Origin of the sequence: Actinoplanes hulinensis (genome assembly GCF_019429605.1) — a bacterium.
GTDB lineage: Bacteria > Actinomycetota > Actinomycetes > Mycobacteriales > Micromonosporaceae > Actinoplanes > Actinoplanes campanulatus.
This window is the reverse complement of record NZ_JAHXZI010000034.1, coordinates 23436-37460: the sequence shown is the minus strand read 5'-3', so window position 1 is coordinate 37460 and position 14025 is coordinate 23436. Positions and strand designations below refer to the sequence as shown.

Here is a 14025-nt window from a genome sequence, read left to right as displayed (position 1 = left end):
CCAGGCCCGTGCCGCGCCCGCCGGGCGTGGCCCGCCGGGCGTGGTGGGTGGTCCGTGGCCCCGGCGCGCCCTACTCGTTGTGCAGGACCCGGGCGATGGTGAGGCGGGCCGCCGAGCGGGCCGGCAGCAGCGCGCCCACCACCGCGATCAGGACACCGCTGAGCACCAGCAGGGCGAGTTGCAGCGGGTCCCACACCCGCAGGACCGACTCCGGCAGCGTCACCTTGGCGGCGCCCGCGGAGAGCGGCACCACCAGCCGGTGCGCGACCATGCCGAACGGGATGCCGAGTAGGCCACCGGCCACGCCGAGCGCCGCCATCGAGGTGACCAGCATGGTGATCACCTGGCGTGGGGTCATCCCGATGGATTTCAGCATGCCCAGGTCACGCCGCCGGTCCAGGACGTTGAGCGCCACCGTGTTCAGCACGCCCAGCGCCGCCACCGTGGCCAGCAGCACCGCCAGCACACTGGAGAAGCCGGTCACGATCACCTGGAGTTCGTTGCTGCCGCCACGGCTCCACGGCGACAGCCCCGGATCTGCCGAGCGGATCGCCTCCATGTAGGCCTCCCGGTCCGTGCCCTCGGCGAGATCGACCTGGTAGAAGTAGTCGAACGGCTCCGCGTCCTCGAACTCCCGCCACGGGGCGAACAGGCCGTCCCCGGGGCCGGGCAGGTTCTGCAGCGTCTCGCCGACGACGGTCACGGTGGTCCGGACGCCCTGCAACTCCATGGTGATCGTGTCGCCGACCTCCAGACCCCGCTTGTTGAGCAGCTCCGAGGTCGCCACCATCTCGTCCGGCGCGGCCATCCAGCGGCCCTCGAGAAGCTGGTCCTCATACCCCATCGCGGCGACGTCGCCCCGGACGAAGTTGACCTGGATCGGCTCGCTCTGACCGAGGACCGACACCGGGCGGCCCAGCGCGACCCCGATCCTCTCGGTGCCGGGAAGGCCGCGCAGCAGCGCCTCCACCTCCTCGTCGGTGCGGCTGCTGGTCACCCCGGTGGGCCCGTCCGGCGGCTCCGGGCGGATGCCGACGTCACCGCCGGCCGCCGCGTCGAGCGCCGAGAACCGGATCAGCGTGTCGGAGAGGCCGGTCGCGAACGTCACCGTGGTCACGCCGAGCAGCAGCGACGCCATGGTCAGCGCGGTCCGGGCCGGACGGGCGAACAGGTGGCCCAGCCCGAGGCTGACCGAGCGTGGCAGACGAGTACCCCCGAGGGCTCTCTGCACGCGCAGACCGTGACCGCGCCGTGGGGCGCTGCCCGCGCTGATCGCCTCGGCGGCGGAGAGGCGGTGCGCGCGTGAGGCGGGCACCAGCGCGGTCAGGAGGACCAGCGCCGGTATGCCGACCAGCCCGGCCGCCCACACCCAGGCCGGCACGCCGGTGTCCTGCCCGAATCCCATCCCGCGGAAGGTGTCCTCCAGCAGTGGCCGCGCGCCGAGGTCGCCGAGCGCGGTGCCGAGGATCGCGCCGACCGTCGCCGGCACCGTCACCATGGTCAGGTAGACGGCGACCACCTGGCGTGGGGTGAAGCCGAGCGCCTTCAGCATCCCGATGTGCCGGAAGCCGGAGATGACCGCTCCACTCACCACATTCCCCACGATGATCACCGCGATGATCAGGCCGAGCACGCCGAAGGTTCCCAGGAACGGCAGGTACACGCCGGACCCCTCGGCCGCCTCCTCCTTGACGACCTGGTACGGCTGGGCCGCGATCAGCGCGTCCCCGGGAAGCCCCGTGGTCACCCCGGTGAGCCGCTGCTGAACCGCCTCCCTCGTGGACACGTCGCCGGAGAACCGGTACAGCATCTGCGTCCCGGTCGGCCGCAGCGCCGTCATCTGGTCCGGTGTCACCCAGCCGTCCGCCGAGCCGCCCACGCTGAACGCCCAGCCGACCACGGTCAGTGTCGTCCCGTCGGCGGTGAGCGACGGGATCCGGCTGAACGGGCCCATGGTGAAGCTCGTCTCGTCCTCGGGTGGCGCGTTCAGCACGACCTCGCCCGGCGCCGACGCCCACCGCCCCCGCCAGAGGTCGAGGCGGTCCACGTCGCCACCGGGGTCGGCCCGCCCGACCAGCGTCAGCGGGCCCCGCACGACCGGGCCGGACCCGCCGCCCATCTCGAACATCACCTGCCCGAACGGGCCGGCGGCCGCCTCCACGCCGTCACGCGCGGCCGTGAGCTGCGCGTCGGTCACCTTGGCCGGGTCGAACGCGGCGACCGCGTGCGCTCCCCGCTGCTGGGCCAGGGCCCGGTCGAACGGCGCCGACATCGCGTCCAGCAGGGCCAGCGACACCACCACGGTGGCCGTGCAGAAGAGCGCGACCAGGCCGATCACGAAGGTCTGGAGCCGGCGGCGGCGGATCGCGGCCTTCGCGGCCGCCCACACGGCGCTCATGAGTGCGCTCCGGTCTTCTCCGCGGCCGCCCGCACGGCGCTCACACCCGGTCCAGGGCGGACTCGCGGGCGATCCGGCCGTCGGCCAGCTCGACCAGCCGGCTGGCGCAGCGGTGCGCGAGCCGCTCGTCGTGGGTGACGATCAGCAGCGTCTGACCGATCTGGTTGAGGTCGATCAGCAGGTCCATCACCTGCTCGCCGGCCCGGCTGTCGAGGGCGCCGGTGGGCTCGTCGGCGAGCAGCAGCGCAGGCCTGTTCATCAGTGCGCGGGCCACCGCCACCCGCTGCCGCTCGCCGCCGGACAGGGCCGCCGGGTAGACGTCGCGGCGGCCGGCGATCCCCAGCTCGTCGAAGAGCTCCAGCGCGCGGCGCCGGGCGGTGGCCGCCGAGGACCCGGTCAGCTGAGCGGCCAGGGCCACGTTGTCCAGCGCCGACAGGTCGTCGAGCAGGTTGAAGAACTGGAAGATCATGCCGAGGTGGTGGCGGCGGAACAGCGCCAGCCCCGTCTCGTTCATCAGGTCGAGCCGCTCGCCGTGCACGGTCACCTCGCCCGCGGTCGGCCGGTCCAGGCCGGCGACCATGTTGAGCAGGGTGGACTTGCCGCAGCCGGACGGGCCCATCACGGCCACCGCCTCGCCGCGGCGGATCTCCAGCGAGACGCCGTCCAGGGCGGCCGTCTCACCGAACTCCTTGCGCACTCCATCGAGCCGCACCACCGTCTCTGTCGTCATGCCGGGAACGCTACGGACGACCGAGAGTGGCGTCATCGGCTTCCGGATGCAACCACCCAGGGTCTGTCATACCGGGGATGTAGGCGTGGCCGACCACGGGTTGATGTGCCGCCCGCGCCGGCATGCCAAGGTGGTCGGAGTGAGGACGCTGATGCTGGTCGTGGCACTCGTGGTGGCCTGCCTGGCCGCCGCGGCGCTCGGGTTCGCGCTGCGCCGGGCCCGGCAGCGGCACGAGCGGGCGCTGGGGGAGCGCGGCTGGCTGCTGGAGCGTGAGCGGGAGGCGGCGGCCCTGGCGGCGGTCGGTGCGGAGCGCGCGCGGATCGCGCGGGAGCTGCACGACATCGTCAGCCACAACGTCAGCGTCATGATCGTGCAGGCGGGCGCGGCGCGGGAGGTGCTGGCGAGCATGCCGGAGGAGGCGGCGTCGGCGCTGGCCGCGGTCGAGCGGGCCGGGCGCGACACGATGACCGAGCTGCGTCACCTGCTGGGCCTGCTGGCGCCCGCGCCGGACGGGTCGGAGGAGACCGAGCCGGAGGATCTCGCGCCGCAGCCCAGCCTGGCCCGGCTCGCACTGCTGGTGGACCGGATCGCGTTCGCCGGCCTGCCGGTCGACGTCCGGGTCTCGGGCGAGCCGTGCCCTCTGCCGACCGGCATCGACGTGACGGCGTACAGGATCGTCCAGGAGGCGCTGACGAATGCCCTGAAGCACGGCGCCGGCGGAAAGGCCGAGGTCACCATCCGTTATGCGGAGCATGCCCTGCGGGTCGAGGTGCTCACCACCGGCCCGAGCGTGCTGACCGGCGGCCCACCACCGGGCCGCGGCGGCGACGGCGCGGGCCGTGGTCTCGCCGGCCTCCGCGAGCGGGTCGCCGTCTACGGCGGCGACCTCGACGCCCGGCGCCGTCTCGGCGGCGGCTACCGGGTCCGCGCCCGCCTCCCGCTGGACGCGCCATGACCATCCCGCCGACCTTGGGAGCCTGATGAGTGCCGTTGCGGAGACGCCGAACGGGGACCGGGTGCCACGTGTGCTCATCGTCGACGATCAGGAGCTGATCCGGACCGGGTTCCGGATGATCCTCACCGCCCGCGGCATCGAGGTGGTGGGTGAGGCGGCCGACGGGGCCGCCGCCGTCGACGCCGAGCGCCGCCTGGAGCCGGATGTCGTCCTGATGGACATCCGGATGCCCGGGGTGGACGGGATCGAGGCCACCCGCCGCATCCTGGCCCGCAACCCGCGCTGCCGCATTCTCATGCTGACCACGTTCGACCTGGACCGTTACGTCTACACCGCCCTGGCGGCGGGGGCCAGCGGCTTCCTGCTCAAGGACGTGACGGCCGACCACCTGGCGGCGGCGGTGCGCCTGGTCGGCACCGGCGACGCCCTGCTCGCCCCGTCGATCACCCGGCGGCTGGTGGAGCGGTTCGCGGTCGGGGAGCAGCCCCCGGCGGTGCACCGTGACCTGGCCCAGCTCACCCCGCGTGAGCTGGAGGTGCTCACCCTGCTGGGCCGGGGCCTGTCCAACACCGAGCTGGCCGAGACGCTGACGCTCAGCGAGGCGACCGTGAAGACCCACGTCGCCCGGATCTTCGCGAAACTGGAGCTGCGGGACCGTGCCCAGGCGGTGGTTCTGGCGTACGAGACCGGGCTCGTCACACCATCCGGTTGAACGCTCGTTAAGCTGAGGTCATGACCGTGGATCGCATGCTTCCCACCCCTGAAGCGCACGACCTGCTCGACCTGACCGCCGAACTCGCCACCCGGGAGCTCGCCGGCAAGGTCGACGACTTCGAGGCGCGCGGCGAGTTCCCCCGAGACGTGCTGCGCACCCTGGGCCGATCCGGCCTGCTCGGCCTGCCCTATCCCGAGGCCGACGGCGGGGCCGGCCAGCCGTACGAGGTGTACCTGCAGGTCCTCGAGATCCTGGCCGGCACGTGGCTGGGCATCGCCGAGGCGGTCAGCGTGCACACCCTGTCATGCTTCCCGGTCGCCGCCTTCGGCACCCCGGATCAGCGCAAGATGCTGCCGGACATGCTCGGCGGGGAGCTGCTCGGCGCGTACGCCCTCTCCGAACCGCAGGGCGGAAGCGACGCCGCGGCCCTGGCCACCCGCGCGGTCCCCGACGGTGACGACTATGTCGTGACCGGCACGAAAGCCTGGATCACCCACGGTGGCCGCGCCGACTTCTACAACATCTTCTGCCGCACCGGCGGCCCCGGCGCCCGCGGCATCTCCTGCCTGCTCGCCGATGCCACCACCCCCGGCCTGCTGCCGCAGGCGACGGAACGGCTGATGGGCCTGCGCTCGTCCGCGCCCGCCCAGATCGTGCTGGAGGGCGCCCGCATCCCGCGCGACCGCCTGGTCGGCACCGAGAACGAGGGCTTCGCCATCGCCATGAAGGCGCTCGACGCCGGCCGGCTCGGCATCGCCGCCTGCGCGGTCGGGCTCGCCCAGGCCGCCGTCGACTACGCGACCGGGTATGCGAAGGAGCGCGAGCAGTTCGGTAAGCCGATCGCCTCGTTCCAGGGCCTCGGCTTCATGCTCGCCGACATGGCCACCCAGGTCTCCGCGGCCCGTGCCCTGCTGCTGTCCGCGGCCCGCCTCAAGGACGCCGGCCGCCCGTTCTCGATCGAGGCGGCGAAGGCGAAACTGTTCGCCACCGACATGGCCATGCGTGTCACCACCGACGCCGTCCAGATCCTCGGAGGGTACGGCTACTCCGCCGAGCACCCGGTCGAGCGCTGGTTCCGCGAGGCGAAGGTGCTGCAGATCGTCGAGGGAACCAACCAGATCCAGCGGATGGTGATCGCCCGGTCGATGACCGGAGGCTGAACGGAGGTCACCACCACCCGCGGCGCCGTGCCGTCCGGGCCGTTCGAGGGCACGCTTGCCGAGTCCTACCCGAAGGGCGCGGGCGGCATCACGCTGTCGGCCGCGAAGGCGGTCACCGGGTTCAGCGCGGCCGAGGCGAAGGCCGCGCCGTGCACCGCCACCTCGGGGCCGAGGATCCGGAGGACATCCGGCGGGCCGGCCATCCGCTGGATGTCACGGGCACCTGCTGACCGGCGGTTGACCGACCAGTAATGTGGCGCCGTGGAAGAGATCGACCAGGCGATCGTGTCGGCACTGACCGCGGACGGCAGGTTGTCGTACACCGACCTGGCCGAGCGGGTGGGCCTCAGCGTCTCCGCCGTGCATCAGCGTGTGCGCCGGCTCGAGCAGCGCGGCGTCATCAACGGCTACACCGCCCGGGTCTCGTACGAGGCGCTCGACCTGCCCCTCACGGCGTTCGTCGCGATCCGCCCGTTCGACCCGTCGCAGCCTGACGACGCTCCTGACCGGCTCGCCCATCTCGCCGAGATCGACTCCTGCTACTCGGTCGCGGGTGAGGACTTCTACCTGCTCCTGGTGCGGGTGAAGAGCCCGGCCGACCTGGAGCGGCTGCTGCAGGACATCCGCACGGCGGCGAACGTCACCACCCGTACGACGGTGGTGCTGTCCACACCGTACGAGAACCGGCCACCCCGGATCGCCGCCCCCGAGAGCTGAGGTCCGCTCACTGGCGGTGGCCTGCCCCGCTCACTACCGCAGGCCCGCTCTGCTCACTGGCGATAGTCCGCCAGGAAGGTGCCGAGCCGGCTGATCGCGTCGTCCAGCACGTCGACCGGGGCCAGGAAGACCACGCGCAGGTGGTCCGGCGTGTCGATGTTGAAGCCGGTGCCGTGCGAGAGCAGCAGGTGCTGCTCCTCCAGCAGATCGATGATCATCCGTTCGTCGTCGTGAATCTTGTGGACCGTCGGGTCGAGGCGGGCGAACAGGTAGAGCGCCCCCTCCGGCTTGACACAGTCGACGCCGGGGATCGCGACCAGCCGCTCCCAGGCGTGGTTGCGCTGCTCGTAGAGGCGGCCGCCGGGACGGATCAGCGCGTTGATGCTCTGGTAGCCGCCGAGCGCCGTCTGGATCGCGTGCTGCGCCGGCACATTCGGGCACAACCGCATGTTGGCCAGCAGTTGCAGGCCCTCCAGGTAGTCGGTGTCCCGGCCGCTGAAACCGCTGATCGCCAGCCAGCCGGAACGGAAACCGGCCGCCCGGTACGTCTTCGACAACCCGCCCATGCTGATCATCGGCACGTCCGGCGCCAGGGCGGCGGCCGTGTGGTGCAGCGCGCCGTCGTACACGATGCGGTCGTAGATCTCGTCGGTGAACACCAGCAGCCCGTGCCGCCGGGCCAGGTCGAGCATCCCCTCGAGGACCTCGCGCGAGTAGACGGCGCCGGTCGGGTTGTTCGGGTTGATGATCACCATGGCCCGGGTGGCGGGCGTGATCCGCGACGCCAGATGCTCCAGATCGGGCTGCCAGCCGGCGCTCTCGTCACAGCGGTAGTGCACCGCCCGGCCCCCGCACAGCGAGACCGCACCGGTCCACAGCGGGTAGTCGGGGCTCGGCACCAGCACCTCGTCACCGGTGTCCAGCAGCGCCTGCAACGCCATCACGATCAGCTCGGAGACGCCGTTGCCGAGCATCACATCCTCCGGCCGCACGGAGGTGACACCCTGGGTCTGGTAGTACTGCGCCACCGCGACCCGCGCCGAATAGATGCCGCGGGCATCGCTGTACCCCTGCGCGGCGGCGAGATTGTGCACCACGTCGGCGACGATCGGATCCGGCGTGGCCAGGCCCCACGGCGCCGGATTGCCCAGGTTCAGCTTGAGGATCTGGTGCCCGGCGTCCTCCAGCTCCTGGGCTCGGCGCAGCACCGGGCCGCGGATGTCGTACCGGACGGCCTTGAGCCTCTGCGCCTGTTTCACCAGGTAACTCTCCCACCCGAGGGTGGCAGTGTCGCGGTCCAATCCGCGGCGGGCGGACGTTTCATCGCCGGTGCTCTATCTTCTCGGTGTGGACCTATACACACGGATCGGTGAGGGACCGGCGGTCACGGCCGCCGTCGACGCGCTCTATCGGGTGGTTCTCGGCGACCACCGCCTGTCCGGCTATTTCGCCGCGACCGACGTGCCGCGCCTCAAGGAACACATGGTCGCGCTGCTCAGCCAGGTGCTCGGCGGCCCCCAGGACTACAGCGGGCGCGATCTGCGCGGCGCGCACTTCGGCCTGGGCATCACCCCGGCGGACTACGACCTGGTCGGCGCCTACCTGCTCGGCATCCTGGCCGGCCTGGGCGTCGACGACGAGGTCCTCGCAGCGGTCCGCGGCGTCCTCACCTCCGTCGCCGACGACGTCGTCGGCTGACCCGGACCCCACCCCTCACGGCAGGGTCCTGAAAACCTTTCGTGGTCGAGGTCCGCGTTCCACTTCCGGCTCTTTTCCGGTACGCGTGACCTCGCCCCGCCTCATCACGACCGTCCCGTCCGGTCGACGCGATCTCGCTGCCCGCTCCAGCCTGTGCCGCACCCGCCGGGCGGAGATCGGTGCCCGGGCAGGCCCGGCCAGTCATCCCCACGGCGCCTGCCGCCGCTCACGGTGATCGGTGCGTGGGGGCGGGCCGGGCTGGTCATCGCCACCCCGCCCCGCTGCCGGTGGCGGCCCGGGCGACGGGCTCGCCGGCCACCGGTCACGCTGATCGGGCGGTCACGATCCCGCCGGTGTGCTCGGGCGGCGCGGCGAAGAGGCGGTCCAGGTGGGAGTCGAGGATCCCGCGCGCCTGATCCGGCGTGTACTGCCCGCCCAGCAGGTAGACTCCCAGGCCCTCCATGAGGGCCAGTAGCCCGGCCGCCGCGTTCTCGGCATCGGGGCCCGGCAGCAGGCCGGCGATGAAGCCGACCATCTGCTCGGTTTCCTCCCGCAGCGCCGCGGACGCGGTTGGTCGCACGGCCGTATAGGCCAGGAACGCCAAGGCCACCCGCCCATCGGCGCGAGCCACCTCGTCCAGGGGCAGTAGCGTCCCGATGATCGTCTGCAGCAGGTCACGCGGCGACGGCGCGGAGCCCAGGTGGGTGACGGCGTCGGTGACGCGGATCTGGGTGCGCTCCCGAACCACATCCAGCGCGAAGGTCATCATCTCGTCCTTGGTGCGGAAGTAGTGCTGCACCATCCCGGCGGAAACACCCGCCTCAGCCGCGACATGGCGCAGGCTGACCGCTTCCAGGCCCTGTTCGGCGGCGACCCGCATGAGCGCGTCAGCGATCTGGGTGCGGCGCTTCTGGCGGTCGACCTTCTTGGGCATGGCGTCGATGCTGTCACAATGCCGTGGTCACGGTCCCGGCCGCACCGTCCACGGTGACCACCTGGCCATCAGTGATCAGCCGGGTCGCACCGGGAACGCTGATGACAGCCGGCAACCCGTACTCCCGGGCGACGGTGGGCCCGTGCGCCATGATCGCTCCCGTCTCGGTGACCAGGGCGGCCGCGGTGAGGAACAGTGGCGTCCACCCCGGATCGGTGGTAGCCACCACCAGGACCTCCCCGGGCTCGACGCGGGCTCGCGCAGGATCATGGACGATCCGGGCGCGGCCGGTCACCCTCCCCGCCGAGGCGCCGACCCCACGGAGCACGCCCGCAGCCGCCACTTCGTCCGATCCGCCTTCCCCCACGGGCGGCGCACCCCTGTCTGATGCGCGCTGCTCCGCGGCCAGCGCCGCCTCGACATCAGTGCCGTCGGACAGCAGAACCGGTGGCACGTGCCGCCGTAGGCACTCGGCTTCATACCAGCCTTTCCGTGCGGCGACGACCGCCCGCAGATCCGCGATGCCGGCGTCGGTCGTCAGGCTCGTCTCACCCGCGGGCCCGGATGGGGAACCGGTGCGCCGGCCCGCTGGGTCCGGCACCGATCCGGCCACGGACGGCTCCGCGGCCGCCGCTTCGCCGGGGGTCAGGAACATGATGTCGGCGGGCTCGGCGAGGCGGCCCGCCGCGACGAGTCGCGCTCCGGTCTCCAGGAGGCGACGGCGGTCGGCGGCAAGGTGGTACAGGCCGGCGAACTTGCCGGACTCCCGCAGACCGGCCAACTCGCGTGCCCGCCGCAACAGGAACACCGCCAGCGCTCCACGGACCGGGCGCCGCCGCCGAGCGCGGACGGCCAGGTCGGCGAGCGCGGCCTCGGCACGCTCGGCAGCGCGCGCGAAACGGCGATCGGGCGCCTGATCGAGGTCGGTCAGGCGCAGGTAGTTGGCGATCGCCGCGAACACCGGAGCCGGATCCTCGGACCAGCGTGGAACACCGAGATCAGCCTCCGCGGCGGCCCGATGACCGTAACGGTCCAGGAAGGCGCCCAGCCCGATGTCCGGCAGCCCGCCGCTCAGGTAGAGCCCGGCGAGGTCGGCAGGTGGGGTCTTGAGCAGTAGATCGGCGTGATCGCGGGCGGTATCGGCGAGCCGCCACAAGGCCAGGTCCATCTCGATGGTCACGTTGTGCGGCAGCCCGCCGAGCACCGTGTGGATCTCATCGTCGGTGACGACGCCGTCGAGCAGCCGCCCAGGCAGCGCGGATGCGAGCATCCCGGCGACGATCGGCCAAGTCAGATCATCGGAATCCGATGCCCCCGATGAGTTCGGTGTAACCGGGGACCCCGATGAAGCCGGCGATGCCGCCGAGGTCGAAGACGCCGGCGAAGCCGGCGAATCGATTGAAGCCGGCACCCCGGATCTGTCGTCGCCGCCCGCTGCGGCAACCCGGACGTGACCCTCTTCCCGGACCGCACCGCTCTCACCGGCGAGGCGGGCCACGGCCTCAGCCACGCGGGCACGGGCCGCGGCGGGGCGGGCGAGCGCGCGGCTGATGCCGGTGAGCGCCCGGAACGCGGTGGCCGGGGAGCCCGCGGGCCGGGTCGAACCACCCTTGACGGGCGCGAACCGGGGATCGGTCAGCACATGCTCCATGGCTGCCTGAGCTCGCGGGCCGAAGTCCACCGCCATGAGCTTGACCAGGCGGTTACGGGTCGCCGGGTGGCGGGCCAGGTCGGTGAGGTCGCCGTAGAGGCGGCCGCCGATGTCCACGATCTCCGCCCGGAAACCGAGCGCGGCGAGCATCGCGCTGATCACGTCCTTCAGCGTCGCCATCCCCATCGGGGTGACCGGCCGCAACATGCCCTGGACGTGACCGAACTCCACATAGACGCGCGGATCATCACTCGCCGGCGGTGCGGGGAAGAGAGTCGTGATCGGCCGGGACTGGAGGACCCACAGGGCGCCGGCGGGATCGATGGCCCATTCGACGTCCTGCGGGCAACCCCGGTGCCGCTGTAGTCGCTCGCCGAGGGCCCACAGCTCCGGCATCGCGGCGCCGTCGGCCAGGATCCGGCGGCTCACCGGGCCGCACCCGTCGACCACCGAGGTGCCCGGGCCGGAGGCGGACTCCACCATCATCTCGGTGCGGCGGCCGGTGACCGGATTCGCCGTGAAGAGGACGCCGGCCGTCTCCGCCCGGACCATCCGTTGCACCACGACGGCCATCCGCACGGTGTCGTGCCCGATGCCGCGGGCATCGCGGTAGGCCCTCGCCCGCTCACCGTGCAGCGACTCCCAGCACTCGGCGATCGCGGCGAGCACCGCCTCGGGCCCGGTGACGTCGAGGACGGTGAGATGCTGGCCGGCGAAGCTCGCGCCGGCCAGGTCCTCGGCCGTCGCGCTGGACCGGACCGCCACCGGACCGCCGCCGAGCGCCTCGTAGGCGGCGCGCACCTCGGTCTCGGGAAGCGCGCCGCGCCGGTGGGCGTCGGTGGTGACGCAGAACCCGTCGGGCACCCGCTCGCCCAGCCGGATCAACTCGCCGAGCCCGGCCGCCTTGCCGCCGGCGAGTGCGATGTCGGCGGCCGACACCTGGGAGAGCGGGATGACGAGCATGACAGGCCCCCGGTTGCGATACGACTGTATTGCCATTGACTCTACCCGCGTCAGCGATGCGATCGCAATGGAAAAGGGGGGCATGATGGCGGTCATGGATCACAGGGACGTCGACGACGCGGTGGCCGAGATGACGCGGGTCCTGCGGCCGGTTCAGGAGCGTGACTGGGAGGTGCGGGCCGGCCCGCTGGAGTGGACCTGCCGCGAGACGGCGGCCCATGTGGCACACGACCTGACGGCGTATGCGGGTCAGATCTCCGGCCGGGAGCCGGAGGCCTACCTGCCGTTCGATCTGGTCGTCAAGCCGGAGGCCGTGGCCCGTGAGGTCTTGAGCGTGGTGGTCGCGTGCGGCGCCATGCTGAGTGCGGCGCTTCGTGTCGCCGGGCCGGACGCGCGCGGCTGGCATTGGGGGCCGACCGACACGACCGGGTTCGCGGCCCTCGGCGTCAACGAGACCCTGGTGCACACGTGGGACATCGCCCGGGGCCTCGGTCTCGACTGGACACCGCCACCGGCGATGTGCGCCGGCGTGCTCGCGCGCCTCTTCCCGGAGGCGCCACCCGGTGATCCGGCCCAGGCGCTGCTCTGGTGCACCGGCCGCGTGGCCCTGCCGGACCGCCCACGCCGGCCATCGTCCTGGAAGCTGCGCGCGGCCCTGGGCTGACCCGTCCGGCGCTGGCAAGAAGGGACTGACCCGTCCGGCGCTGGCAAGAAGGGACTGACCCGTCCGGCGCTGGAAAGAAGGGTTGACCCGCCCAGTGCTGATGAAGGCCGGGCTGTTCGGTACCGGAAGAGCGCTTGGCCTGGCGTGGGATCTCGGTGGGAAGGCGCGACCGTGCGACCGGATCGACCGCCCGGAAGGGCCGACCCGGCCGGAGCCCGATCAACGTGGGTGGTCGAATTCCCCGCCTGCCACGCCCGCGATGAAGGCGGCGAACGATTCCCGGTCGAAGCTCAGCACCGCACCCTCCGGATTCTTGGAGTCCCGCACCAGGATCCGCCTGGGTAGCGGCGCGACCTCGACACAGGCTCCACTGCTGCTGTACGAGCTCTTGCGCCAGCGCGGCGCACCGGAAAGACCGTCCATGGTCCACCCACCCCATCTAACGTGACCGGGCGTGAGCCCCTTGACCCACGCCAAGAGCAGCTTATAGCGCAAATTGCCACAATTCTGACTCCGCGTGCACATTGCACCTGGTCTAAGGTGGGAGGGGGTGTCCAGAGGGGAGGAGCCATGGGTGGGCCGACGCCCGGCCCGGCGATCGCCCGGGCCCTCCTGTCCAAGGACCTGCGCACGCTGCGTGACGACCGCCCCGCATCCGACGTCGCCCGTGCCATGCACTGGTCACTGTCCAAGCTGAACCGGATCGAGAACGGCAAGGTCACCATCGGCCCGGTGGAGGTCGAGGCCCTGGCCCGGCATTACGGCGTGGACGACGCGGAGGAGCTGCGGCGCCTGGTGCGGCTCTCGGTCACCTCACGGCAGCGGATGTGGTGGCGCGACGAGCACTTCGCCGAGGATTTCACGAATTTCATCGCCTTCGAGCACGACGCCTCCAACCTGTACGGCTACCAGGCCACCTTCATCCCACCACTGCTGCAGATCCCGGAGTACGCGCTGGCCGTCACCTCCTCGGTGCTGCGCCGCCCCGCCCGCGACCGCCGGGTCCGCAACATCGTCGACGTCCGGCTCAAACGGCAGGAGTCGCTGTGGCAGCGGCTCGACGGTGATTTCCCGCCGAGCCTCAGCCAGGTCATCGACGAGGCCGTCCTGCTGCGCCCGGTCGGCGGCGGTGACGTGATGACGGCCCAGCTCGACCATCTGGCCGCGATGGCGAAGCGGCCCGGCATCCGGATCGTCGTCCTGCCGTTGCGGCTCGGCGTCCATCCGGGTCTGGGCGGCACGTTCGAGCTGCTCACCTTCACCGAGGACGACGACCTGGACGTGGTCTTCATCGAGACCCCGGCCAGCGATTTCCTGCTCACCGACCGGGAGGACACCGCCACCTTCCGCGAGATCACCACCGAGCTGCTGGACACCGACCCGTCCGGCGACAGCCTGCACCGCGCGCTCACCGCGGCGAAGGCGACGCTGCGTTCCTGA

Annotated in this window: 14 protein-coding genes; 7 read left to right on the top strand and 7 right to left on the bottom strand. The window is 72.0% G+C overall.

The genetic code is table 11. From position 1 onward, the window contains the following. Positions 1 to 70: 70 nt before the first annotated feature. Together KZ829_RS40270 and KZ829_RS40265 are read right to left on the bottom strand one after the other, a co-directional pair. Positions 71 to 2398: an ABC transporter permease gene (locus tag KZ829_RS40270; protein WP_220149098.1), complete on the bottom strand. Its 2328-nt coding sequence runs from the start codon at positions 2396 to 2398 to the stop codon at positions 71 to 73. 40 nt (positions 2399 to 2438) lie between these two features. Continuing rightward, on the bottom strand, positions 2439 to 3128 hold the full coding sequence (locus tag KZ829_RS40265) for an ABC transporter ATP-binding protein (protein WP_183218941.1): 690 nt from the start codon (positions 3126 to 3128) through the stop codon (positions 2439 to 2441). A 151-nt stretch (positions 3129 to 3279) separates the two neighbouring features. Between KZ829_RS40265 and KZ829_RS40260 the strand changes: the two genes are divergently transcribed. The 3 genes from KZ829_RS40260 to KZ829_RS40250 are packed head-to-tail and all read left to right on the top strand — an operon-like array spanning position 3280 to position 5958. Beyond that, a complete protein-coding gene (locus tag KZ829_RS40260) occupies positions 3280 to 4083 on the top strand; it encodes a sensor histidine kinase (protein WP_220149117.1) in 804 nt (267 codons plus the stop codon). Positions 4084 to 4108: 25 nt separating this feature from the next. Beyond that, complete coding sequence (locus tag KZ829_RS40255) at positions 4109 to 4795, top strand: response regulator (RefSeq protein WP_220149097.1); 687 nt, start codon at positions 4109 to 4111, stop codon at positions 4793 to 4795. Positions 4796 to 4815: 20 nt separating this feature from the next. After that, positions 4816 to 5958, top strand: coding sequence for an acyl-CoA dehydrogenase family protein (locus KZ829_RS40250; RefSeq protein WP_220149096.1), 1143 nt, complete (start codon positions 4816 to 4818; stop codon positions 5956 to 5958). A 65-nt stretch (positions 5959 to 6023) separates the two neighbouring features. On the opposite strand, the gene KZ829_RS40245 is transcribed toward KZ829_RS40250, so the two are convergent. Next, the gene (locus KZ829_RS40245; RefSeq protein ID WP_220149095.1) at positions 6024 to 6161 is read right to left on the bottom strand and encodes a hypothetical protein; all 138 of its coding nucleotides are present in this window, start codon (positions 6159 to 6161) and stop codon (positions 6024 to 6026) included. 58 nt (positions 6162 to 6219) lie between these two features. On the opposite strand from KZ829_RS40245, the gene KZ829_RS40240 reads away from it, so the two are divergent. Beyond that, on the top strand, positions 6220 to 6675 hold the full coding sequence (locus KZ829_RS40240; protein ID WP_183218937.1) for an Lrp/AsnC family transcriptional regulator: 456 nt from the start codon (positions 6220 to 6222) through the stop codon (positions 6673 to 6675). Between the two features lie 53 nt (positions 6676 to 6728). Here the strand turns inward: KZ829_RS40240 and KZ829_RS40235 are convergent, their stop codons facing one another. Then, positions 6729 to 7934, bottom strand: coding sequence for a pyridoxal phosphate-dependent aminotransferase (locus KZ829_RS40235; protein ID WP_220149094.1), 1206 nt, complete (start codon positions 7932 to 7934; stop codon positions 6729 to 6731). A gap of 88 nt (positions 7935 to 8022) precedes the next feature. On the opposite strand from KZ829_RS40235, the gene KZ829_RS40230 reads away from it, so the two are divergent. Continuing rightward, positions 8023 to 8373: a group I truncated hemoglobin gene (locus KZ829_RS40230; RefSeq protein ID WP_220149093.1), complete on the top strand. Its 351-nt coding sequence runs from the start codon at positions 8023 to 8025 to the stop codon at positions 8371 to 8373. Positions 8374 to 8695: 322 nt separating this feature from the next. Here the strand turns inward: KZ829_RS40230 and KZ829_RS40225 are convergent, their stop codons facing one another. Both KZ829_RS40225 and KZ829_RS40220 read right to left on the bottom strand, forming a co-directional pair. Further along, positions 8696 to 9307 carry a TetR/AcrR family transcriptional regulator gene (locus KZ829_RS40225; protein WP_220149092.1) on the bottom strand — a complete coding sequence of 204 codons (612 nt, stop codon included), beginning with the start codon at positions 9305 to 9307 and terminating at the stop codon, positions 8696 to 8698. A gap of 13 nt (positions 9308 to 9320) precedes the next feature. Next, positions 9321 to 11921 (bottom strand): PEP/pyruvate-binding domain-containing protein, encoded by a 2601-nt coding sequence (locus tag KZ829_RS40220; protein WP_220149091.1) that lies wholly within the window; start codon positions 11919 to 11921, stop codon positions 9321 to 9323. A 94-nt stretch (positions 11922 to 12015) separates the two neighbouring features. On the opposite strand from KZ829_RS40220, the gene KZ829_RS40215 reads away from it, so the two are divergent. After that, complete coding sequence (locus KZ829_RS40215) at positions 12016 to 12585, top strand: maleylpyruvate isomerase family mycothiol-dependent enzyme (RefSeq protein ID WP_220149090.1); 570 nt, start codon at positions 12016 to 12018, stop codon at positions 12583 to 12585. A 219-nt stretch (positions 12586 to 12804) separates the two neighbouring features. Here the strand turns inward: KZ829_RS40215 and KZ829_RS40210 are convergent, their stop codons facing one another. Continuing rightward, on the bottom strand, positions 12805 to 13008 hold the full coding sequence (locus KZ829_RS40210; protein WP_220149089.1) for a DUF397 domain-containing protein: 204 nt from the start codon (positions 13006 to 13008) through the stop codon (positions 12805 to 12807). Positions 13009 to 13155: 147 nt separating this feature from the next. Here KZ829_RS40210 and KZ829_RS40205 point away from each other — a divergent pair, with 147 nt between their 5' ends. Next, the gene (locus KZ829_RS40205; protein WP_220149088.1) at positions 13156 to 14025 is read left to right on the top strand and encodes a helix-turn-helix domain-containing protein; all 870 of its coding nucleotides are present in this window, start codon (positions 13156 to 13158) and stop codon (positions 14023 to 14025) included.

Coding starts and splice junctions, on each gene's coding strand:
- KZ829_RS40270 (WP_220149098.1), bottom strand. CDS start 2,398: ATGAGCGCCGTGTGGGCGGCCGCGAAGGCCGCGATCCGCCGCCGCCGG.
- KZ829_RS40250 (WP_220149096.1), top strand. CDS start 4,816: ATGACCGTGGATCGCATGCTTCCCACCCCTGAAGCGCACGACCTGCTC.
- KZ829_RS40215 (WP_220149090.1), top strand. CDS start 12,016: ATGGATCACAGGGACGTCGACGACGCGGTGGCCGAGATGACGCGGGTC.
- KZ829_RS40220 (WP_220149091.1), bottom strand. CDS start 11,921: ATGCTCGTCATCCCGCTCTCCCAGGTGTCGGCCGCCGACATCGCACTC.
- KZ829_RS40210 (WP_220149089.1), bottom strand. CDS start 13,008: ATGGACGGTCTTTCCGGTGCGCCGCGCTGGCGCAAGAGCTCGTACAGC.
- KZ829_RS40205 (WP_220149088.1), top strand. CDS start 13,156: ATGGGTGGGCCGACGCCCGGCCCGGCGATCGCCCGGGCCCTCCTGTCC.
- KZ829_RS40260 (WP_220149117.1), top strand. CDS start 3,280: ATGCTGGTCGTGGCACTCGTGGTGGCCTGCCTGGCCGCCGCGGCGCTC.
- KZ829_RS40255 (WP_220149097.1), top strand. CDS start 4,109: ATGAGTGCCGTTGCGGAGACGCCGAACGGGGACCGGGTGCCACGTGTG.
- KZ829_RS40225 (WP_220149092.1), bottom strand. CDS start 9,307: ATGCCCAAGAAGGTCGACCGCCAGAAGCGCCGCACCCAGATCGCTGAC.
- KZ829_RS40265 (WP_183218941.1), bottom strand. CDS start 3,128: ATGACGACAGAGACGGTGGTGCGGCTCGATGGAGTGCGCAAGGAGTTC.
- KZ829_RS40245 (WP_220149095.1), bottom strand. CDS start 6,161: ATGGCCGGCCCGCCGGATGTCCTCCGGATCCTCGGCCCCGAGGTGGCG.